Origin of the sequence: Paraburkholderia sp. RL17-383-BIF-A, from assembly GCF_046028015.1 — a bacterium.
In the GTDB taxonomy this organism is placed as follows: Bacteria; Pseudomonadota; Gammaproteobacteria; order Burkholderiales; family Burkholderiaceae; genus Paraburkholderia.
Window position 1 is genome coordinate 57,789 of the sequence record NZ_JARESR010000018.1, and the last position, 21,378, is coordinate 79,166.

17 protein-coding genes are annotated in these 21,378 nt (G+C 63.9%); 9 read left to right on the top strand and 8 right to left on the bottom strand.

The window, feature by feature from the left end:
* Positions 1–69: 69 nt before the first annotated feature.
* Positions 70–1,506, bottom strand: coding sequence for a sigma 54-interacting transcriptional regulator (locus P0D71_RS20860; protein WP_408481873.1), 1,437 nt, complete (start codon positions 1,504–1,506; stop codon positions 70–72).
* A gap of 1,350 nt (positions 1,507–2,856) precedes the next feature.
* On the opposite strand from P0D71_RS20860, the gene P0D71_RS20865 reads away from it, so the two are divergent.
* From P0D71_RS20865 to P0D71_RS20875, 3 genes are all read left to right on the top strand, one after another.
* Positions 2,857–3,141 (top strand): hypothetical protein, encoded by a 285-nt coding sequence (locus P0D71_RS20865; RefSeq protein ID WP_408481875.1) that lies wholly within the window; start codon positions 2,857–2,859, stop codon positions 3,139–3,141.
* Between the two features lie 67 nt (positions 3,142–3,208).
* Entirely contained in the window at positions 3,209–4,411 is a 1,203-nt protein-coding gene (locus P0D71_RS20870; RefSeq protein WP_091808063.1) for a CpaE/TadZ family protein, read from the top strand.
* 153 nt (positions 4,412–4,564) lie between these two features.
* Positions 4,565–6,007 (top strand): nicotinate phosphoribosyltransferase, encoded by a 1,443-nt coding sequence (locus P0D71_RS20875; RefSeq protein WP_408481962.1) that lies wholly within the window; start codon positions 4,565–4,567, stop codon positions 6,005–6,007.
* Here the strand turns inward: P0D71_RS20875 and P0D71_RS20880 are convergent.
* A complete protein-coding gene (locus P0D71_RS20880; RefSeq protein WP_408481877.1) occupies positions 5,989–7,851 on the bottom strand; it encodes an ABC transporter ATP-binding protein/permease in 1,863 nt (620 codons plus the stop codon). The genes P0D71_RS20875 and P0D71_RS20880 overlap by 19 nt on opposite strands.
* A gap of 5 nt (positions 7,852–7,856) precedes the next feature.
* On the bottom strand, positions 7,857–8,747 hold the full coding sequence (locus P0D71_RS20885) for an extracellular solute-binding protein (protein WP_408481879.1): 891 nt from the start codon (positions 8,745–8,747) through the stop codon (positions 7,857–7,859).
* A 205-nt stretch (positions 8,748–8,952) separates the two neighbouring features.
* On the opposite strand from P0D71_RS20885, the gene P0D71_RS20890 reads away from it, so the two are divergent.
* On the top strand, positions 8,953–9,354 hold the full coding sequence (locus tag P0D71_RS20890) for a winged helix-turn-helix domain-containing protein (RefSeq protein WP_286162198.1): 402 nt from the start codon (positions 8,953–8,955) through the stop codon (positions 9,352–9,354).
* Between the two features lie 23 nt (positions 9,355–9,377).
* On the opposite strand, the gene P0D71_RS20895 is transcribed toward P0D71_RS20890, so the two are convergent.
* Positions 9,378–10,721, bottom strand: coding sequence for a DUF2325 domain-containing protein (locus P0D71_RS20895; protein WP_408481880.1), 1,344 nt, complete (start codon positions 10,719–10,721; stop codon positions 9,378–9,380).
* Positions 10,722–10,869: 148 nt separating this feature from the next.
* Positions 10,870–11,466 (bottom strand): hypothetical protein, encoded by a 597-nt coding sequence (locus P0D71_RS20900; RefSeq protein ID WP_408481882.1) that lies wholly within the window; start codon positions 11,464–11,466, stop codon positions 10,870–10,872.
* 402 nt (positions 11,467–11,868) lie between these two features.
* Here P0D71_RS20900 and P0D71_RS20905 point away from each other — a divergent pair, with 402 nt between their 5' ends.
* Both P0D71_RS20905 and P0D71_RS20910 read left to right on the top strand, forming a co-directional pair.
* A complete protein-coding gene (locus tag P0D71_RS20905; protein ID WP_091809265.1) occupies positions 11,869–12,348 on the top strand; it encodes a nuclear transport factor 2 family protein in 480 nt (159 codons plus the stop codon).
* Between the two features lie 92 nt (positions 12,349–12,440).
* Complete coding sequence (locus P0D71_RS20910; protein WP_408481884.1) at positions 12,441–13,319, top strand: 2OG-Fe(II) oxygenase; 879 nt, start codon at positions 12,441–12,443, stop codon at positions 13,317–13,319.
* Between the two features lie 90 nt (positions 13,320–13,409).
* On the opposite strand, the gene P0D71_RS20915 is transcribed toward P0D71_RS20910, so the two are convergent.
* The 3 genes from P0D71_RS20915 to P0D71_RS20925 form a co-directional block, all read right to left on the bottom strand.
* Positions 13,410–13,844, bottom strand: a complete 435-nt coding sequence (locus tag P0D71_RS20915) for a GNAT family N-acetyltransferase (protein WP_408186232.1) — start codon at positions 13,842–13,844, stop codon at positions 13,410–13,412.
* 37 nt (positions 13,845–13,881) lie between these two features.
* Positions 13,882–15,321: an MFS transporter gene (locus tag P0D71_RS20920; protein WP_408481885.1), complete on the bottom strand. Its 1,440-nt coding sequence runs from the start codon at positions 15,319–15,321 to the stop codon at positions 13,882–13,884.
* A 357-nt stretch (positions 15,322–15,678) separates the two neighbouring features.
* Positions 15,679–16,560, bottom strand: coding sequence for an isocitrate lyase/PEP mutase family protein (locus P0D71_RS20925; protein WP_408297580.1), 882 nt, complete (start codon positions 16,558–16,560; stop codon positions 15,679–15,681).
* Positions 16,561–16,719: 159 nt separating this feature from the next.
* On the opposite strand from P0D71_RS20925, the gene prpR reads away from it, so the two are divergent.
* From prpR to ahpF, 3 genes are all read left to right on the top strand, one after another.
* Positions 16,720–18,753 carry a propionate catabolism operon regulatory protein PrpR gene (gene prpR, locus P0D71_RS20930; protein ID WP_408481886.1) on the top strand — a complete coding sequence of 678 codons (2,034 nt, stop codon included), beginning with the start codon at positions 16,720–16,722 and terminating at the stop codon, positions 18,751–18,753.
* A gap of 126 nt (positions 18,754–18,879) precedes the next feature.
* A complete protein-coding gene (gene ahpC, locus P0D71_RS20935; RefSeq protein WP_408186236.1) occupies positions 18,880–19,443 on the top strand; it encodes an alkyl hydroperoxide reductase subunit C in 564 nt (187 codons plus the stop codon).
* Positions 19,444–19,595: 152 nt separating this feature from the next.
* A complete protein-coding gene (gene ahpF, locus P0D71_RS20940; RefSeq protein ID WP_408481888.1) occupies positions 19,596–21,188 on the top strand; it encodes an alkyl hydroperoxide reductase subunit F in 1,593 nt (530 codons plus the stop codon).
* The last annotated feature ends 190 nt before the right edge of the window (positions 21,189–21,378 follow it).

Consider the following 21,378-nt stretch of genomic DNA (forward strand, 5'->3'; position numbering starts at 1 on the left):
GCGACTCGGTCCCGCAGAACAGAGCGAAGCACGCCCAGCGCAGAAGCCAGGCGGCCGGATCTCACACGCTCACACCAGCGAAGGCGCCCTCCGCTCCGGCTCGCCGTCGGCATCCGCGCCGCCGCCCGCATTCGCGGCGCGCCCGGTCGCCACGTCCTGGTGCAACCGGTTGGCGTGCATCAGCCGGTACAACGTGGCTCGTGAAATGCCGAGTTCGGCCGCGGCTTCGGACAGCTTGTAGCCATGCCGTTGCAGAGCGTGCTCGATGGCGTCTTTCTCGGCCTTGCTGCGGATCTCCGCCAGCGTCACGGCCGGGCCATTTTCGGCTTCCGGCAAGCCCAGATCGCTGGCCGTGATGAAGCGGCCCTCGCTCATCACCACGGCGCGGCGCACGCAATTGATCAGTTCGCGCACATTGCCCGGCCACGGATAGTTCGACATGGCGACGATCGCGTCGCTCGACAGCCCGCGCAGTTTGCGCGCTCCGTCCTGCTTGTACATGCTGAGTGCATAGTTGGCGAGCAGCTTGATGTCGCCGCCGCGCTCGCGCAACGGCGGTTCGACGAGCCGCAGCACGCATAGACGGTGATACAGGTCGGAGCGGAAGCGCCCGTCTTCGACTGCTTTGTCCAGATCGACGTGAGTCGCCGAAATGACCCGGACATCGACGTTGATCGGGCCATTGCCGCCCAGCCGTTCGATCGTGCCTTCCTGCAGGAAACGCAACAGGACCGCCTGGCATTCATGCGGCATATCGCCGATTTCATCGAGAAAGAGGGTGCCTTCATGAGCGCTCTCGATCCGGCCGATCTTGCGCTGGAGCGCGCCGGTAAAGGCGCCGCGTTCGTGGCCGAACAATTCGGCTTGCAGCAGGCTCGGCGGAATCGCCGCGCAATTGATCGCGACGAAGGTGCGGCCGGCGCGGGGTGAGCGTTCATGAATCGCCCGGGCGGTCAGCTCTTTGCCGGTGCCCGACTCGCCGGCGACGAACACCGGTGCGTCGGTCACGCCGCATTTGTCGATGCGCCGGTACAACTGCTGCATGGCCTCGCATTGTCCGACCATGCCGTGGCGGCCGAGCGACGGCTCCGGCGCGACTTCCACATGCCGCAGGCTCGACAGGCCATGCGCGTGGCCCAGCGCGAACACGAGCCGCTCGTTCAGCCACGGGCGCGTCACGAAATCGAAGCAGTAATCGAGAATGAAACGGCTGACCAGTTCGTTTTCCGCCTGCCCCGGCGCGATCTGGGCGACCCAGTTGGTTTCGACGCGCCGCATGCAGGACGCGAGCGCAGACAGATGTTGGGATGTGCAGTCGAGCGGCAGTTCGACGAGGCCGACTTTGATATTGCCGCGCTCGATCATGCGTTCGGCGACGGCCGTGCTCTTGGCATGCACCGCTTGCCAGCCGGAAGCCGCCAGGAAAGCGGCGAGTTTCTGGTCCGGCGAATTCGACACGTAAAGAACGGTGCGTTCCGTGTCGACAGGCGTGCAAGTCGTATTCATGTTACCCCCGGTTCGATGCTGCTCTCAGGACTGCTCTGCGACGTACTCGACAGACCGGCAGGATGCCGGCTTCCGGCCAACTGAGCTAACCGGTCCGTTTGCGCGGGTCCGGTTAGGGATTGCGCCCCGCCGCCGAGGGATTCTGCTGTCCGCAGCCGGGCGGTGACGGATTCACGGTAGTGGCAATTTCGGGGGCATGGAGCAGGCGGCGCGAGCCGCGATTTGCTACACACCGGACGGGCGGCGCAACAGTGTTCACCGTTGTAACCGCCAGATGATCTCTTCCCCGAATTACACCAGCTGTTTCTTACCTCGTTGGCCTGGTACAAGCGCTCTAGCGGCGCATGGGCTTAACGATAAGCGAAACCGCTTTCCAGCGCCATACAAACAAGTCTGAAGTAAGAAAGGTTTTTTGCATCATCTCACTCGTCCTGACCGTTCAAAAACCGGTGGTCAAGGGCTCCTATGCGCGGAGTCCAACACAGCGTTGCAATTCGCTTTGCCACGGATGAGGAATCGCACCGTCGTTCGAGATTAAGCGTGTCTCATGCCTGCGACACATCGGGCAGCCTGCTTTGCGTACCGATAGGGTTCCGAAGGAACGGCACATTTGACCGGAATGCGACGCGGCCCGCGGTCCCATGCGGGATATGGGAGCGCCGCGCAAGCAGACGGGTCGGTACATCCATACCGGAGCGCGCGGCGGCCGCGATAAGCACGTGTCGGATTCGAATCAATGCGTGCCGTGAAGGGTGCCCACCAACAGTGCGCCACAGCGAAACTCACGGTGGCTTAAGGGTTTGAAGGTGCCTGGCATAGCCGTTGCAATAAGCACTTCACAGGGAATGCGTTGCCGCCCGGTCCATATGGCGGGGAAACCAGATAAAAAAAAGCCGGCGGCAAGCATGGAGACTTCGTAGGCGCGGCCGGGGAAGCCAATGCGTCCTACGAAGGGCGGCGGGGCCACTAAAAAAACGGATGTCAGAAGAAGAGCGGGGCGAATGATCGGTACACCTGACCGGTCATCCGCGAGCGGAGGAAGTAAAACGTCGACCTCGCAAAACAACAGATATCGCCGCCGGAAGGTTGAAAAGCGATACACGGAACAGCGCAAACAAGAGCGTACACAACAGCGGCATATACAACCGCGGCGCATACAACAGCGAAATAGCAGCGACGGGGCAGCGCGCGGTCAAGGACCAACCGGGCGCGACGAGGCGGGGAGGAACGGCCAGAGTCTCCATAGAGAGGCGCAGGTTACGAGGTGGACCGGGCGCCGTGTCCGCGAGTTCGCGGACACGGCTCACCTGGACACGGCCTTGAAATAAGACATATTTTTCGGGGGTTGTCATGACCATACATTTCAAGCGCGCCGGCGCGGCACAACCGGCGCATGAAGGCACCGCGCGTTCGGCCGGCGCCACTTATCAACGCCACCTGGCCGCGCCGCGCGCCGTGTTCGCCGCGCCGCCGGCCGATCTGCTGACGCTGGTCATTGCCGAAGCAATCAAGCGTAAGGCGCAGGCGGAGATCCAGCGCGAGGCGTTGCGCGACGCGATGTATGAGATGCCGGCATCTCCGGACCGATACCACGATCGCGGGGCGGACATTCGCCCCTCGGATTCCGACGAATAATCAGAACATAGACCGTTGTCGCGGTGGCCACGGCAACCGGACGGCGGCTGAGCGGCGGAGAGCCGGCATGATCGACATCTTCCTGATTTCATCCAGCATGGAGCGCGCGCCGCAAATCGTCGCGCGTCTCGAGGCAAGCGGCGTGGCTTACCGGCTGCGCACCGCTCACGGTTCGGCCCGGCAGGTGCGCGCGCACGCCCGTGCGGTCCGCAGCGCCGAGCTGCTGATCGTCGACGATGTCGATCTGAGCGCGCGTGACCTGGACGGCATCGAGGAGGCGCTTGCCTGCACGCCGGCGCTGCATTGCGTGCTGATGACGCCGGCGCCATCCACGGCATTGCTGGGCGTGGCGATGCGTGTCGGCGTGCGGCACGTCCTGTCGTGGCCGCTCGACGCCGACGAGCTCACCACCATCCTGATCCAGGTCGAGGCGCGAAAAAACGCGAGCGGACGCCGCGCCGGACGTGTCGTCTCGCTGGCTTCGAGCAAAGGCGGCAGCGGCACGACGCTGATTGCCGTCAATCTCGCCTATTCGCTCGCCGCGCTGAGCAACCGGCGTGTGCTGCTGATCGACCTGAGTCAGCAATTCGGCGACGCCAGCCTGCTCATGGCCGACAAACCGCCGCCCACCACGCTTGCCGATCTCTGCTCCCAAGTGGAGCGCCTCGACGCCGCGCTGCTCGAATCATGCGTGATGCATGTCCACGCAAATCTCGATGTGCTGGCGGGCGCAGGCGATCCGCTCAAGGCCGCCGAACTGCTGCCGGCCCAGTTGGCGCGGATTCTCGCACTGGTGCGCGAGCGTTACGACGCGGTGTTGATCGACATTGGCCAGAGCCTCAATCCGCTCACGATCCATGCGCTCGACCACAGCGATGTGATCTGCATGGTGGTGCGCCAGAACCTGCTGTACCTGCACGGCGGGCGCCGCATGCTCGATATTTTCAGGGAACTGGGTTATCCGGCGAGCAAGGTGCGGGTCGTGGTGAATCAATACGACAAGAATGCCCAGATCAACCTGCCGAAGCTCGAACAGACGCTCGGCGCAAAGGTGGCGCATCAGCTTCCGCGCGACGAAAAACAGGCCAACGAGGCGCTCAGCCGCGGCGTGCCGCTGGTGACGTCGGCTAAAGACAGTACGCTCGCGCAAGGCATCAGCCTGCTGGCGGACATGCTCTGGCCGTCCAGCGCCGAGCGCCGCAAAGGCGTGCTCGGCCGGCTGTTCGCGTCGCGGCCGAATACGCCGCCGCAGCTCAAGCCGGGGCATTGAACTCCACGGGTCAAGCGCGATCTGCTACGTGTTAGCAGGGAATTCGCACGCGCGTGGCATGATCCTGAGTGGAAGGACGCACCGGGTGAAAGTCCGGCCCGCCCGATCCGCCCGATCACTCTCGAGAGCGCCACCGTGAGCGCCGCATCGACCATGCAAAACGAGTTCAACGGTCTCAACGATATCGCGTCGATCCTGTCCAATCCGATTCTCAACACGGATTCGTACAAGGCGTCGCATTTCCTGCAATATCCGCCCGAAGCGTCGGCGATGTTCTCGTACATCGAATCGCGCGGCGGGCGCTACGACCGCACGCTGTTCTTCGGTCTGCAGATGCTGATCAAGGAGTACTTGTGCCGCCCGGTCACACCGGCCATGATCGATCAGGCCAAGGCATTCTTCACGACGCACGGCGAGCCGTTCAACGAAGCCGGCTGGCGCCACATCGTCGAACACTACGGCGGCTATCTGCCGGTGCGCATTCGCGCGGTGCCGGAAGGCTCGGTCGTGCCGACGCACAACGTGCTCGTCACGGTCGAGTGCGACGATCCGCAAGTGTTCTGGCTGGCTTCGTATCTGGAAACCATGCTGCTGCGCGTGTGGTATCCGATTACGGTGGCGACGCAAAGCTGGCATCTACGTAAAACGATCCGCGACTATCTGCTCAGGAGCAGTGACGACCTCACGCAATTGCCGTTCAAGCTGCACGACTTCGGCGCGCGCGGGGTGTCGAGCGCGGAGTCGGCGGCGATTGGCGGCGCGGCGCACCTCGTCAGTTTCATGGGCTCGGATACCGTGCTCGGCGTGGTCGCGGCGAACCACTACTACAACGAGGCGATGGCGGCGTTTTCCGTGCCGGCGGCAGAGCACAGCACGATCACCTCATGGGGACGCGAACGGGAGACCGATGCGTTTCGCAACATGATCGCGCAGTTCGGCAAGCCGGGCGCGATCGTTTCGGTGGTGTCCGATTCCTACGATCTGTTCGCCGCGTTGCATGCCTGGGGTACGGAATTGAAGCAGACGGTGCTCGACTCCGGTGGCATGCTCGTGATCCGGCCCGACTCCGGCGATCCGCGCACGATCGTCCTGCAAACCATGCAGGCCCTGGAGGCGTCGTTCGGTTCGTCGGTGAACGGCAAAGGCCGGCGCGTGCTCGGCAACGTGCGCGTGATTCAGGGCGACGGCGTGAATCCCGACTCGATCGAAGCGATCCTCGCCGCCATCGACGAAGCCGGTTTCGCGGCGGACAACATCGTGTTCGGCATGGGCGGCGCGCTGTTGCAGCAGATCAACCGCGACACGCAGCGCTTCGCGATGAAATGCTCCGCGATCCGTTTAGGCGATGAGTGGCACGACGTGCTCAAGGACCCGGTCACGGACGCTGGAAAGCGTTCGATGAAAGGGCGGCTCACCCTGCTGGTGAATCGCCATACCGGCGAGTATCGAACCGCGACGCTACCCATTGAGTGGAACGAAGGCACGGTCGAGGGCGATTGGGAAGAGGCGCTGGTGACGGTGTTCGATTCCGGCAAGTTGCTGATCGACATGTCGCTGGCCGAGATCAGGAGCCGGGCTCACGCGCACGAAGCCTGACGCGAGCCGCTCGCTTGCCAGACCGCAACGCCTGAAGCGCGGAAGTCGACCCTGCATGGCGCGCCTTCGCGCAGGCGGGTATCTTCATTGGCCATGTCGAACCGGACGCCGGCAATATTCACGCGGACATAACGCTCACCGCGCCGCAATTCGACCGCGTCGATCACACCGGCATGCATGCCGGCGTCCGTCACGTGAATGGCGTGCGACGACACGCGCCACATGACCCGCTCGCCGGCGTCGAGCGCGAGCCCGCTGTCACCCGTGCCGATTACGAAGCCCGGAGCGATCTCCACGTGTGCCGATGCGCTCATCACCCCTTCGCCGACGTTGTGCAAGCCGAGCAGGGCGGCCACCCGCATCGACGCCGGCCGCTCGAACACGGCGTCGATCGGACCCGCTTGCAACACGCGGCCCTGTTCGACGACCAGCACTTCGTCAGCCAGCAAAGCGGCTTCATCCGGATCGTGCGTGACGATGATCGTCACCGCCGCGATCTCGCGCTGCAAGGCGCGCAACGATTGCTGCAAGCGGCGCCGCCGCGGCGTATCCAGCGCGGCGAACGGCTCGTCGAACAGCAGCAGTTCGCTATGCCGGGTCAGCGCGCGCGCAAGCGCGACCCGCTGGCGCTGGCCGAACGACAATTGATGCGGCAGGCGCGCGACCAGTTGCGCGAGACCGAGATGATCGAGCCAGTAACGCGCGCTGGCGGGATCGGCATCGACGGGGAAGGCCAGTTGCCGCGCTACCGTCATATGCGGAAACAGGCCGTAGTCTTGCGGCATATAACCGATCTGCCGACGCTCGGGCGGCAGCGTGTCCAATTGCGTCGTGCCGAGCATCACGTTGCTCGACGCGTTGGACTCGAGCCCCGCAATCAGCCGCAGCGCCAGTGACTTGCCAGAGCCGGACGGCCCGATGATCGCAAGACGCCGCGTGAGCGGCGTCCATGCAATGTCGAGATCGAACGCGCCGAGGCGGCGCCGCAAATGGAAGGCGAGGCGCAGGTCCGTGGTGTCGGCGCGGCTCGCGGTCAGGTCCGTGCCGGGTTCGAGCGCGTCGTCGCCATTTTCGGTCTGTGGGAGTGCGCGCTTCTGCCGAAGGCTGTAAATCGACAATGCCGCGCAGACGATCGCGATGCCAAGCGTGGGCAGCAGCAAGGGCATCATCGCCGGAAGGCCCTGGCCGCCGAATACGACATATGTATAGACCGGCAGCGAATACGGGTGATAGGCGACCATCACGGTCGCGCCGAATTCGCCGAACGCGCGCAGCCACGCGAGCGCGAGTCCCGCGCGAATCGCCGGCCAGGCCACCGGCAACATGACCCGGAAAAATCGGCTGGCGGCGTGATGGCCAAGTGTCGCGGCCACGTCGTCGAGTACCGGATCGACGGCGGCGAACGCGGATTTGGCGGCGATGATCAGGAACGGCGCGGCGACGAAAACTTCCGCGAGCACGATGCCTGCGAACGAATCGGTCAGCATGCCGTGAGTCAATTGACCGACCCAGCTATACGGGCCGAGCAGAAACAGCAGCAGCACGCCGCTGGTGAGCGGCGGCAACGCCAGCGGCAACTGCACGAAAAAACCGAGCAGCGCCACCTTGCGCGAATTCGAGCGCGCCAGAAAATAGCCGAGCGGCACGCCGCCCAGCAAAATCGCGAGCGAGGCCACGCTCGCGCTCGCGGCCGAAACACCGACTGCGGACCACGTGGCGCGCCAGTCGACGTTTGCCCAATCCGCCGCGCCGAGCTGCGGCACACTCGCGATAAACGGAGCGCACAGATAGATGGCCAGCAGCGCGGCCAGCCATAGTAACGGACGCGCAGCGGTGCGTTTCACCGCGCTTACCGCGTGGCGGCGTCGATCACGGCTTGCAGCGAGGGCGGCATGGCCTGCAGGTTGCCGCTCACGGTCGGTTTGATGACGTCCACGCCATGCTGCTTCAGCAACTCGCGTCCTGTTGCGCTCAACAGGAAGTCGGCGAAGCTGCTCGCGCCTTCACGGTTCGGCGCGTCGCTGAGAATCGTCAGCGTGTAGCTGGCCTTGGCCTGCAATTCGGGCGCCGGGCGGAGCGCCGGAATCTTCAGGTCGGATGTTTCGGTGGAATAGAAAAAGCCGGCGTCGAGCTGGCCGGATTGCAGGCGGCCAACCAGCGTTTCCTCAGGCAAGACCTGCTCCGGGTTCTCCGCTGCGCCAAGCGTCTTTTGCACGAGGTCCGGCTGATGGTAGAGCTCGGCCGCCCTGTTCATCATCTCGACGGTGAATGCGCCTTTGGGGTCGAGCTTCGGATCGGTCCGGCCGATGCGGATGCCCGGCTCCTGCAGCACCTGGTCCCAGCGTTTGGTCTTGAACTGCGCGGCGAACCGGCTCTGCGGGTTATAGCCGATCATCAACGGCGATTCGGCGAAGTTCACATACCACGTAACGTGATCGCCGTTCGCCGCGCCCATCAGACTGTCATTCACCTTGGGGCTCGCGCTGATAAACACGTCGCCGCGACGCAGCTTGCCCTTGATCTCATTGGCGATCTTGTTCGAGCCCGCTGCGTAGCCGCGGAAATGCTGGCCGGTGGCCTTCTCGAATGCCGGGCCGATGCTGCGCTCCATCAGATTGACGAGCGAGCCGGCGTACAGCACGTTGACCGTGTTGTCCTGCGCCAACGCGGGCGTCGCGGCCACGATGCCGGTGACAGCCACGAGTGGAGCAACGAGAGAAGCGAACAGCTTGCGAATCATGCGACGACCCTGAAACTTTATTAAGAGCGCTATATTACGACGTCGGCACGTTGTATGGCTTGCAGCCCCCACTGATTGCCTCGTTTGAACGGCATCGTCGCCGGGTTGTCCGGATTGTGAAGACTACGGACACTGTTTCCCAGGCCTCCGCTGACGGCTATCCGGCCAGGTGGCAGCACCAGGCGGTTCGTGTATGCTTTCGCGCATGGCCGACACCCCCAAAACCAAATCCGCACCCGCGGCAAAAAAAGCCGCGAAGGCGCGCCCCGAAGTGCGCTTCAGAATGCGCATTCGCAGCGCAGACGCGGTCGCTCTCGGGCCGGGCAAAGTCGACCTGCTCGAAGCCGTGCGCGAATTCGGCTCGATCTCGGCGGCGGCGCGCAGTCTCGGTATGTCGTACCGGCGCGCGTGGCTCCTGATCGACGAGCTGAACCGTTCGCTCAAGTCGCCTGCCACGCATTCGGAGCAGGGCGGGCAAAGCGGCGGCGGCTGCACGCTGACTTCCGTTGGCGAAACCATCATTCGCCTGTATCGCGACGTCGAAGTCGAGGCGCAGCGAAGTTGCGCGAAACAGATTGCCGAGCTGACCCGGTTGATCCGCTCCTGAACGGTTGAGTCTTTCAGGCGTTGCTAGCCGTGTCGCAGGCAAAAAGCCGAAGACGGCGGATTGGCGAGTCGCGCGAGATTCTCGGGGTTCAGGCGGCCCATCAATTCGACAAAGCTCGCCACGCTCGCCGTACGTAGCGGGCGATAGTCGATCTGGTGGCGCTCGCACACGCGTTTGAGCGTATTCATCGAATCGTGATCGACGCAGTCAACCGGAAACACCACAAGATCCGCTCCCGGCAATGCCGCGGCAAGCAGGCCTTTGCGGTCTTCCACGCCGCCGTCGTGCACGACCAGATCGCCGCCGGCCGCTTCCACCAGCCGCTTGAGCGCGGCGTTGGAGCCTGGCCTTCCGCCCACATACACGATCCGTTTGCCGCGTACGCTGTCGAGGCTCGCCGCGCGCGCGCCCGGTCCACTCGCTGCGTTGGCGGTCGCGTGCTCGAGGGCGTCGCATTCGCTCTGGACCAGCTTGAGCAGCGTCAGCGTTTGATCATAGCGTTTGCGTAGCGCAAGCGCCGCGTCCTGTTCCTGGAGCACCCGTTGTTCCGCAGCCTCGCGACGGTTCGTATGCAGCGCGACACGCTGATCGGCATCGACCAGTTTGTCGCGTAGCCGGTGTATCTCGGCTTCGAGACCCGCGGTGTCGGCTGGTATCTGACGGGGTGTCCGTGCTGTGAGCCGGGCGATCTGTTCATCGAGCGCGGCAAGCGACGCGTCGTGTTGCAGGCTGAGTTCCTGCATGCGGCGCTGCTGCCGTTCGATTTTGTCTCTCAAGGCGGCGTTTTCCTCTTCGAGCGCGACCAGCCTGCGAATGTCCGCGCGATTGGCGGCGCCCACCAGATGCGACAGCATGTGCAAGTCGCCGAACGCCTTCTGGCGCACGGGCATGGTTGCACAGGGATGCGTCATCAACGCCCAATAGGCCGGTGGGATGTCGCCGCTTTTCAGCGCTTCATCCCAGCGATCGAGCAGGTCCGCGTCGTTCGTGGCCTTGTCGAAGCGGCGGATCGCGCCGGCATAGTGGTCGTCGAGCAGCTTGTGGAGCGCTTTGGCGGCCGCACCGCCTTCGATCGCGAGTTGGACCGCCGCGTGATGAATCTCCAGATCGCTCGCGTCGTGGCGATCGAGTCCCGTGAATTTGGGCACCAGCTTGCGCAATTCGTGCGTGCCGAGACACGTGCCGATGATCGAACAATGCAGATGGCTGTCGAGTTCGCCGAGGCGCGCGCGCCGTTTGGTATTCGGGAGCGACACCTTGCCGGGCGTGCAGCACGGATCGGTGCCGCGCATGCCGGTCACGGCAAGCTCGTCGCCGGAGAGTTTCAGACGCGTGGGCTGGGCGAGGCGAAACGGGGGCGTGTGCATGGGAATCTCGAATCCGGTTTGGTGTCAGGCGGATTGAAAGTGCGTGCAGAGCGCGTCGCGCACTTTCGCTGCGCGAGCGTGGGTACCGATATATTCAGAAAGATATAGCGGTGGGCGAGAGAAAGCGTTCATCTGTGGCAGTTGCGAATCAGTCGTTCGAGCGGGAGAGGGCGGGTTCGGCGGCGCGCAACTTGCGTCGGTCCACCGTGGCGTCTGTCGTGCCTGGGGCTGCGGCGCGTTTGCCGGCTGCCGGAGCCAGTTCGCCCGCCGCCCATGCGTGCTGGTCGAGCACATGCGCGACGCACAGGCCCACGAAGGCCGCATCGAGCCGTTCGAGTTCGGCGACCACCTTGCGTAGCGCCGCGAGGTCGTTGCTGAACGTGTCGGAAAAGATCGCGTCGCGCAACTGTTCGGCGCAGCGTGCTTCTTCGATCGTCGCTTTCAGATCGCGCAGACGCACGAACGCCGCGGCTTTCGCCTGCTCGGCGAGGACCGATAGCAACTGGTTCAACGAGTGCGAGCCGGACGTGCCGACCGAGGCGAAATTCCACTGCTCGTCGGTCAGCATAAGCACGAAGCGCTGCACGCTGCCGTAGAGGCGCCGGTAAGCGTCGACGACATCGCGGATCGACTCGGCGCGACCGCGCTCGGACGCCGACTTCACCGCCACGATGGTCGACGAAAGCTCGTTCGGCAAGCGCCCGAGGCGTCCTGCCGGGGCGGATGAAATGGATCGGCTGCGCACCGCTACTGACTCCTGCTTGCTTGTTTTGCTTCGTCGCGCGCGGCGGGGAGGCGCGATGAAAGACACGCCGCCACGCACCACGAAGCCTACCGTGATATTCGGCAGGATATAACGAAAAGCAAAAGGTGTGTTGAATAGACGCCGTTTCCCGATGCATTACGCCAGATTTGAATCGCGATCGGCGAATCGCGCGACCCCAACTCCGGTCCGCCTGTTCTCGCCAGCCGCCCTCTGTTCGGCACCGCGCTCTGCCGCGCAGCGTGGCGTCGAACTAATAGGCGTGCCGGGCCGCCCACGTGGGCCCGGTTTTCCGATATCGTGTGCTGCGTGTCCGTCGCCGAATTTTCGCCGGGCCGCTTTCCGGATCGCATTCACGACCGGGCAACGCAAAACGTCAAAACAATGAGCCATCCCAACACCGAACTGATCCAGCGTTTCTACACGGCGTTCCAGCAACGCGACGCCGAAACCATGGTGGCCTGTTATGCCGACGACGTCGTCTTCAGCGACCCGGCGTTCGGTGAGTTGCACGGCGACGAAGCGCGCGATATGTGGCGCATGCTGGTGGCGCGCGCGCAAGACTTCTCGCTGACGTTCGAAGGCGTCGAAGCGGACGACCGTCACGGCCGTGCGCACTGGGTGGCCAGTTACCTCTTCAGTCAGACGGGTCGTGCGGTGGTCAACCGCATCGACGCCCGGTTCGTGTTCCGCGACGGCCGTATCGTCGAACATCGCGACAGCTTCGATTTGTGGAGCTGGACCCGTCAGGCATTGGGCCTCAAGGGAACGCTGCTCGGCTGGTCGCCGCTCGTGCAGCGCGCCATCCGCGCCCAGGCGAGAAAGGGGCTCGACCTTTACCGGCGGCGGCAACGGCGCGCGTGAGCCGCGCGTCGCCTTCAGGCCGAGGGCGGCGCGCTTGCTATCATTCAGCCACGTGATGCTGTATTTCTTCAAGCGGACGAACGAGGAACGTTATGCCAGTAGTGGATGCCGCATGGGAAGAGTGGCTGAGCAGCAACGTGGCGCGCGGCTGCAGTCCGGATTCGATGATCGACGCCATGGTGCAGGCCAGTTTTGCCACCGAGGCCGCGCGTCTCGCCGTGCACAAAACCTTCGGTCTGAACCCGGCCAATCCCGCCTTTGCCGCGGCCGCCGCGACCGAGGCGGCGCTAGCCAAGGCCGCGCCGCAAACGTACCGGTACGACGATCCGCCCGTTGCGCGCGGCAACGTGATCCGGGCGTACGATCGTGACGTGCGCGTGCTGATGCGCTGCGAGCGGCCACAGGTGATCGTGTTCGGCGACGTGCTGTCGCCGGATGAGTGCGCCGAGATGATCGAACGCTCGCGGCATCGGCTGAAACGGTCCACCACTGTGAATCCGGACACCGGCAAGGAAGACGTGATCCGCAACCGCACCAGCGAAGGCATCTGGTATCAGCGCGGCGAAGATTCGTTTATCGAGCGGATGGACCGGCGCATTTCGAGTCTGATGAACTGGCCGGTCGAAAATGGCGAAGGGCTGCAGATTCTGCATTACGGCACGACCGGCGAATACCGCCCACATTTCGACTACTTTCCGCCGGATCAACCCGGCAGCGCGGTGCATACCGCGCAAGGCGGCCAGCGCGTGGCCACGCTGGTGATCTATCTGAACGACGTACCCGACGGCGGCGAAACGATCTTCCCGGAAGCGGGCATGTCGGTCGCGGCACAGCAGGGCGGCGCGGTGTATTTCCGCTATATGAACGGCCAGCGTCAACTCGATCCGTTGACCTTGCACGGCGGCGCGCCGGTGCTCGCCGGCGACAAATGGATCATGACGAAGTGGATGCGCGAACGTGCTTACGGCTAGCGCACGCGCACTCCGCGCAGCCGCCTGAGCGGCGCTAGCGGATTTGCTCGCCGGCCTGATTCGTTGTGGTGTGGTTCGCCCGCGCCGTGTTCAAGCTGTCTTGTAGACGTCGGGGTTATGCAACTCCATATAACGCTCCGGATTCGCCGGTGCCCGGAAGCCATGCGGCTCGTAGACGTGATGCGCGTCCGTCGTCACCAGCATGATTCTCCGCAAAGCCTGGAGCGAGGGGCTCGCGAATACGTGCTTCATCAATGCGGACGCATATCCCTTGCCGCGATAGGCCGGCAACACGAAGACATCGCACAGATACGCGAAGGTCGCTTCGTCCGTAATCAGGCGCGCGAACGCGATCTGCCGGCCTTCGATATAGCCGCCGAAACATAGCGAGCCCGCGACAGCCCGCTCGAACGTCTCGCGCGGCATGCCCTTGGCCCACGCGGTTTCCTGCGACAGGAACGTGTAGACCGTTTCCATCTCGAGATCGGCCTTGTTGCTCGAAATCGTCAACTCGTGTGTGTGCACTGTGTCTCTCCGCCTGTTTTGTCGAAGCGTGCCGCCGTCAACCTTTCGCCGGATCCTCGCTGCCGCGCGACCCGCCGCCTATGCTCTGGGCGGCATTGCGCGCGAGACCCATGTAACCGGTCACGGATACCAGTGTCACCACGCCCGCGAACAGGAACGCGAGGCGAAAATCGTCGAGTGTGAACAGGCGGCCGGTGGTCTCGCCGTTGAAGAAGGCTGCCGCGCGCAACGACACGGCGCCGAACGCGATGCCGAGGCCGATCGTCATCTGCGCCGCCGCGCTCCATAGCGTGCTGGCCGCGCTCATCTGCGGTTGGGCGACGTCGGCGTAGGCCAGCGTGGCGAGTGTCGAGAACTGCATCGAACGCGCCACGCCGTAGACGAATACGACGAACAGCACCAGCACGAGCGGCACGTTCGGCGTCAGCAACCCGCACGCGATGATGAACACACCGGCCACCGTCACGTCGACGATCGACACCATGCGGAAACCGTAACGCTGCAGGATGCGCGTGGTCAGCGCCTTCATGCCGAGATTGCCGAGCGCGCTCGCGAGCAGCAACAGCCCCGACTTGAACGCCGACAAGCCAAAGCCGACCTGGAAGAGCAGCGGCATCAGATAAGGCACCGCGCCGATGCCGATGCGCGTGAACGACCCCGTCACGACGGTCACGGAGAAGGTCGGGATCTTCAGCGTCGAGACATCGACGAGCGGATGGGGATGACGTTTCGCGTGCTGGAACGCCACCACGCCCATCAGCAGGCCACCGAGGATGATCGCGCCGGCGACCCACGGATTCTCGCCGGGCTGGCTCGCCAGTTCCGCGCCATAGAGAATCGCTGTCAGCGTTGCGCCGCTCAGGAGCAGGCCGACCACGTCGAGCGGCTTGCGTTCGGTGCCGCGCAGGTTCGGCACCAGCACGAGCGCGATCGCCATGGCCGCGAGGCCGAATGGCACGTTGAGCAGGAAAATCCAGCGCCACGACGCGTAGGTGGTGATGAAGCCGCCGATCGGCGGCCCGACCACGGGAGCTGCAATTGCCGGCCATGTAATGGTGGAAATCGCCTGCATCATGCGGCTTTTTTCGGTGCTGCGGACCACGATCAGGCGGCCCACCGGCACCATCATCGCGCCGCCCATGCCTTGCAGCAGACGCGCGGCGGTGAACTCCACGACGTTCTGCGAGAGACCGCACAACACGGAGGCTACGGTGAATATGCCGATCGCGCTGAAGAACACCGTGCGTGAGCCGCAGCGGTCGGCGACCCAGCCGCTTGCCGGAATGAAGATCGCCAGCGCCAGCATGTAGGCCGTCATGCCGAGGCTGAGACTGTTGGGACCCACGCCGAACGAGTGCGCCATCTGCGGCAGCGCAGTGGCGATCACGGTGGTGTCGAGGTACTCCATGAAGAAGGTGGCGGCGACGATATAGGGCAGCCAGCCGACATGCGCGTTGCGCGTATCCGTGCCGCTCATTGCGCTGTCTCCGCCGCGCTGCGTGCCGTGTCGTGCGAACGCCGGTGGGCGTCGATGCGGTGAGCGCGCCGGTGCGTTGGGCGCGATGGTTTGGCCTTCATGTTCTTGCGACTACCTTTCGAAAACGTGTTTCCGGCATCCGCGTGAGGCGGACGAGCGACGCGCGCGCAGCCGCGTTTGACGCGCCCGCGAAACCATCCTGGATGGCACGCGAGCGCCAGCCCTGAATCCTAACGCAATAAATGGCGCCACACCGAAGGTGAGGACGGTCGCCGCGCATCACGCAGGCGGCGCACGGGGCATGCCTGCAAGCCGGCCTGCGCCCCTCTACCGGAAACACTGCTTTCTATAAACCGCTCAGTCTTTCGCGGCGTACTCGCGGTCCAGCTTGTCATACAGCGGCTTGTTGACGAGCCGCTGACGTTCGCTAAACGGCGCGACGAGCGTGGCGTCCTCGTCGAGGCGGCCATTGCTCTTCAGCGTGCCGAGCGCGCGCTGCATGCCGAGCACCGCGCCTTGCAGCGCCGCATTCGCGTACAGCACGATGCCGTAGCCGAGCTTGGCGAGCGCCTCGCGCGATTGCACCGGCGTCTTGCCGCCAATCACGATATTGATCAGTTGCGGCTTGTCGAACAGACCCGGCAGACGCTCGATGTCGGCGAGCGATTCGGTCGCTTCGATAAACAGAATGTCGGCGCCGGCTTCGATGAAACGATGGCCGCGCTCGATTGCGTCCTCGATACCGTGGACCGCGGCCGCGTCCGTGCGCGCCATGATCTGCAGATTGCCGTCTTCGCGGGCATCCACGGCTGCGCGAATCTTGCCGACCATCTCGCTCGCGCTCACCACTTCCTTGCCGGCGAAGTGGCCGCATTTCTTCGGCATGATCTGGTCTTCGAACTGGATCACGTCGGCGCCGCTACGCTCGAGCACGCGCACCGTCTGGCGCACGTTCAGCGCGTTGCCGAAGCCGGTGTCGGCGTCGACGATCAGCGGCAGCGCAACCGCGTCGCGAATTCGCGCCGTGTGTTCGGCCACTTCGGCAAGGCCGATGAAACCGAGGTCGGGCAGGCCGAGCGACATATTGGTGACCCCCGCGCCCGTAATGTAGATCGCCTCGAAACCGGCGTCCTCGATCACGCGCGCGCTCATCGCGTTGAAGGCGCCAGGCACGAGCAGGCCCTGGCGTTGGTTGACTTTGGCGCGGAAGGCGGCGCGGCGGGTGGCGGAAGTGCTCATGACAGTGTGTCTCCAGAAGGAAAAGGCAGGGCGTAGTTTTGCAGGAAGCGTGCCATTTCGTCGTCTCGGCGATTTGGTTCGAACAATCAACAGGTTAGCTGGAAAGCCGAGGCGTGACGGTTGGTGGCACAATAGAGCCCGTGTTCCGTGGAACGTTTCATGGAACGTTTCAGAAAAGTACGGAGCGCTGCCGTGTCCACTTTCCCGTCGTCCCTCGCGAAGGCCGATCCGGGCCGCCCAGGCGTTGCATTGGTGAGTATCAGCCGGTTGCAGTCGCTTTGCGAGACCGTTGCGCCGCGCTATGCCGGGCGCGCGAAATTCTTTTCGGTTCGGGAAGGCTACGGCGCCGCCGTCACCGCCTTGCAGGCTTACGTCGACGCGGGTTCGGTGGACGTCGTGCTGGCCGCCGGCTCGAACGGCGCGTACCTGCGCGATAACCTGAATGTGCCGGTGGTGATGGTCAAGGTGAACGGCTTCGACGCGCTGAGCGCGATCACCCGCGCCACGACCAGCTGGCCCAACGCGCAGATCGGCCTCGTCCTGCACGAAACGATCTCGCACGAACTGGCCGACCTGAGCGCGTGGTTGAAAGTCGGCCTGAAACAGCGCGCCTACCGTTCGATCGACGAAGTGCGGCTCGCGGTCGACAACCTTGCCGCCGAAGGCTGCAGCGTCATCATCGGACCCGGCATGGCCTGCGATTTAGCCCAGCAGGCCGGCCTCGCGAGCGTGTTCCTGTATTCGCTGGGCGCGGTCGAGGAAGCGTTCGAGCGCTCCGTGGAACTGGCGCGCGTGAGCCGTCAGAAGGAATCGAAACGCGTGCGCCTGAATACGATCGTCGCGCATCTGCGCGACGGCGTCGCCGCTTTCGACGATGCCGGCCAGGTCGAGGCCGTCAACCCGGCCATGCTCGATCTGCTCGGCATCGACCGCGAGCGGGACGTGTCCGCGCAAGTGGAGCGCGCCGTCGGGCCGCTGTTGCGCGAGACGCTCGACCATGACCATCCCATCGAGGAGCGTATCGAGCAGATCGGCGCTCGCTCGCTGATCGTCAATTGCGTGCCGATCGTCGAGCAGGGCGTGCGCTCCGGTTCCGTGGTGACGCTGCAGGACGCGCTGGTCGCGCAGCGGATCGACCGCTCGCTGCGCACCAGCCAGCGGCCGAAACATCTGGTGGCGCGGCATCAACTGGACGATCTGATCGGCGACTCGGCGGCGCTCGGCCGTGTGCGGCGGCTCGCGCGCGCAGGCGCGGCGCACGACGCAACCGTGCTCCTCACCGGCGAAAGCGGAACCGGCAAGGAACTGGTCGCGCAGGGCATCCATAATGCGAGCCGGCGGCGCGGCAATCCGTTCGTCGCGTTCAATTGCGCGGCGCTGCCCGAAGGGCTGATCGAGAGCGAACTGTTCGGCCATGAGGAAGGCGCGTTTACCGGCGCGCGGCGCGGCGGCAAGCCGGGCCTGTTCGAAATCGCCCATACCGGGACGATTTTCCTCGACGAAATCGGTGAGATGCCGGCGGCGCTGCAAAGCCGTCTGCTGCGGGTTCTGCAGGAGCGCGAGGTGATGAAGCTCGGTTCGGGACGCGCCACGCCGGTCGACGTGCGGGTCATCGCCGCCACGCACCGCGACCTGCATGCGCTGGTCGAGCAGGGCGCATTTCGCGCGGATTTGTATTTTCGTCTGAATCTGCTTCAGATAGAATTGCCGCCGCTGCGCGAACGGCGTGAAGACGTCCTGCAACTGGCGCGGCACTTGTTAAGCCGCAGCGCGCTCCAATATGGGTTGTCGGAGGCCGCGGTGGAGCGGGTGCTGGCGTTTCTCGCGCCCCTGTTCGCCCGCTACGCGTGGCCCGGCAACGTCCGGGAGCTGGAAAATCTGCTGACGCGCGCCGCGATCTATCCTGGCGGCGCTGCCGGCGAAGCCGGTGAGGATTGGCCGGCGGTGTTTCCGGAATTCGAACGCATGGAGCAGGCGACGGCCGGCAAAGCGAGCATCAGCGGCTCAGGCATAAGCGGCCCGAATGGCTCGAACGCCACCGCCGAAGCCGCCCCGGCCCGCTCGAGCCCGACCCGCGAGGACGTTCTGGACGCTCTCGAAAAGGCTGGCGGCAACCGCGCAGCGGCAAGCCGGGCGTTAGGAATCGGCCGCACGACCCTCTGGCGGCTCATGAAAGACCAATCCACGGCGTGATAGCCCGCGAGAGTTGATAGATAGCGTCAGACTATCGTCATCATTAAAACAATCCGCTTTACCTATTAAGCGCCGTCTGACATACTGACTCCACTTTCCAACCACTCAGAAAGAGGACTCAGCAAAATGCCGATCATCAATAGTCAAGTCAAACCGTTCAAGGCACAGGCTTATCACAACGGCGATTTCGTGACCGTCACTGAAGAAAGCCTGAAGGGCAAGTGGTCGGTTTTCGTTTTCTACCCGGCCGACTTCACGTTTGTTTGCCCGACCGAACTGGGTGACCTGGCCGATCGCTACGCCGAATTCCAGAAGCTCGGCGTGGAAATCTACAGCGTGTCGACCGATACGCACTTCACGCACAAGGCATGGCACGACACGTCGGACACGATCCAGAAGATCAAGTACCCGATGCTGGCTGACCCGACGCTCGCGATCTCGCGCGCATTCGACGTGCTGATCGAAGAAGAAGGCCTGGCACTGCGCGGCACGTTCGTGATCAACCCGGAAGGCGAGATCAAGCTGAGCGAAGTGCACGACAACGGCATTGGCCGTGACGCCGGCGAACTGCTGCGCAAGGTGCAAGCTGCGCAATACGTCGCGGCTCACCCGGGTGAAGTGTGCCCCGCCAAGTGGACGCCGGGCGCAGAAACGCTGACCCCGTCGCTCGACCTGATCGGCAAGATCTAAGGTCTCAGGACCAGTGTTACCGGGCGCCTCGCGGCGCCTCATCGTGCGGACCGCTTCTTACAGTGGTTCGCGCGTCCCCGGACCGCACCTGTCCTATCCGGATGCGTGCGGCGCCGGGAACCCAACACCCATCGTCACGGAATCGAATAGCCATGCTTGATGCCAATCTCAAGACTCAGTTGAAAACGTACCTCGAAAAGGTTAGCAGGCCTATCGAGATCGTCGCATCGGTCGACGACAGCACAAAATCGCAAGAGCTGCTGGCATTGCTGAACGATATCGCGACGTTGTCGGAACGCGTCACCGTGATCGAGCGTCGTGGCGACACCGAACGCAAGCCGTCGTTTTCGATCGGCGAGCCGGGCACGGAAACGGGCATCCGTTTCGCCGGTATTCCCATGGGGCATGAATTCACGTCGCTCGTCCTCGCGCTGTTGCAGGTCGGCGGCCATCCGGTCAAACTCGAAGACGCCGTGATCGAACAGATCCGCAATCTCGACGGGGACTATCAATTCGAAACGTATTTTTCGCTGTCATGCCAGAACTGCCCGGAAGTCGTCCAGGCACTGAACGTGATGGCGCTGATCAACCCGCGCATCCGCCACGTGGCGATCGACGGCGCCCTGTTCCAGAACGAAGTCGAAGCGCGCCAGATCATGGCGGTACCGACCATGTTCATGAACGGCGAAGTGTTCGGCCAGGGGCGCAGCGGCGTGAAGGAAATTCTCGCGAAGCTCGACACCAACGCCGGTGCGCGTGCCGCGAAGGAACTGGAAAAGAAGCCGGTGTTCGACACGCTGATCGTCGGCGGCGGGCCCGCGGGCGCGGCTGCGGCCATCTACTCGGCGCGCAAGGGTATTGCGACGGGCGTGGTGGCGGAGCGCTTCGGCGGCCAGGTGCTGGATACGCTGGCTATTGAAAACTTCGTCTCCGTGACGGAAACCGAAGGGCCGAAGTTCGCCACGGCGCTCGAACAGCACGTGAAGAGTTACGAAGTCGACATCATGGACGTGCAGCGCGCTGAAGCGCTGATCCCCGGCCGCATCAACGAAGTGCGTCTCGCGAATGGCGCGGTGCTGAAGGCGAAGACGATCATTCTGGCAACCGGCGCGCGTTGGCGCGAAATCAACGTGCCGGGCGAGCGCGAGTACCGCAATCATGGCGTGGCGTACTGCCCGCACTGCGATGGTCCGCTGTTCAAGGGCAAGCGTGTTGCGGTGATCGGTGGCGGCAATTCGGGCGTCGAAGCGGCAATCGACCTCGCGGGTATCGTGCGTGAAGTGACGCTGTTCGAGTTCGGCGCCACGTTGCGTGCCGACGAAGTGCTGCAACGCAAGTTGCGCAGTCTCGCGAACGTGACCATTGTCACGCAGGCACAGACCACGGAAATCACCGGCGACGGCAAGAAGGTCAACGGTCTGGTCTATAAGGATCTGCGTTCGGGCGAAGTGAAGCAGGTCGAACTGGAAGGCGTGTTCGTACAGATCGGTCTCGTGCCGAATACCGAATGGCTCAAAGGCACGGTGGAGTTGTCGAAGCACGGCGAGATCGTTGTCGATGCACGCGGCGCAACCTCAGTGCCGGGCGTGTTCGCCGCGGGCGACGTGACCACGGTGCCGTTCAAGCAGATCGTGATCGCCGTGGGCGAGGGCGCAAAGGCATCGCTCTCGGCATTCGATTACCTGATCCGCAATAGCGAAGAAGTGGAAGTGGCTAGTGAGGTTGAGGCCGAAGTAGCAGCTTGAGTTAGTGGTAGGGAAAGTGGACGGCGGCCTTCGGGCCGCCGTTTTTGTTTGAGGTTGCCGTACAGGGCTGTTGCGTGCCTAAAAAACCCAACGGCCGCCTTATATGGATTCGCCCGACAACGGTCAAGCCGCCTTGCGCGAGGCGAGCCGCTTCCCAAACACCCGTTTCATTCCCCCGCTCGATCCACAC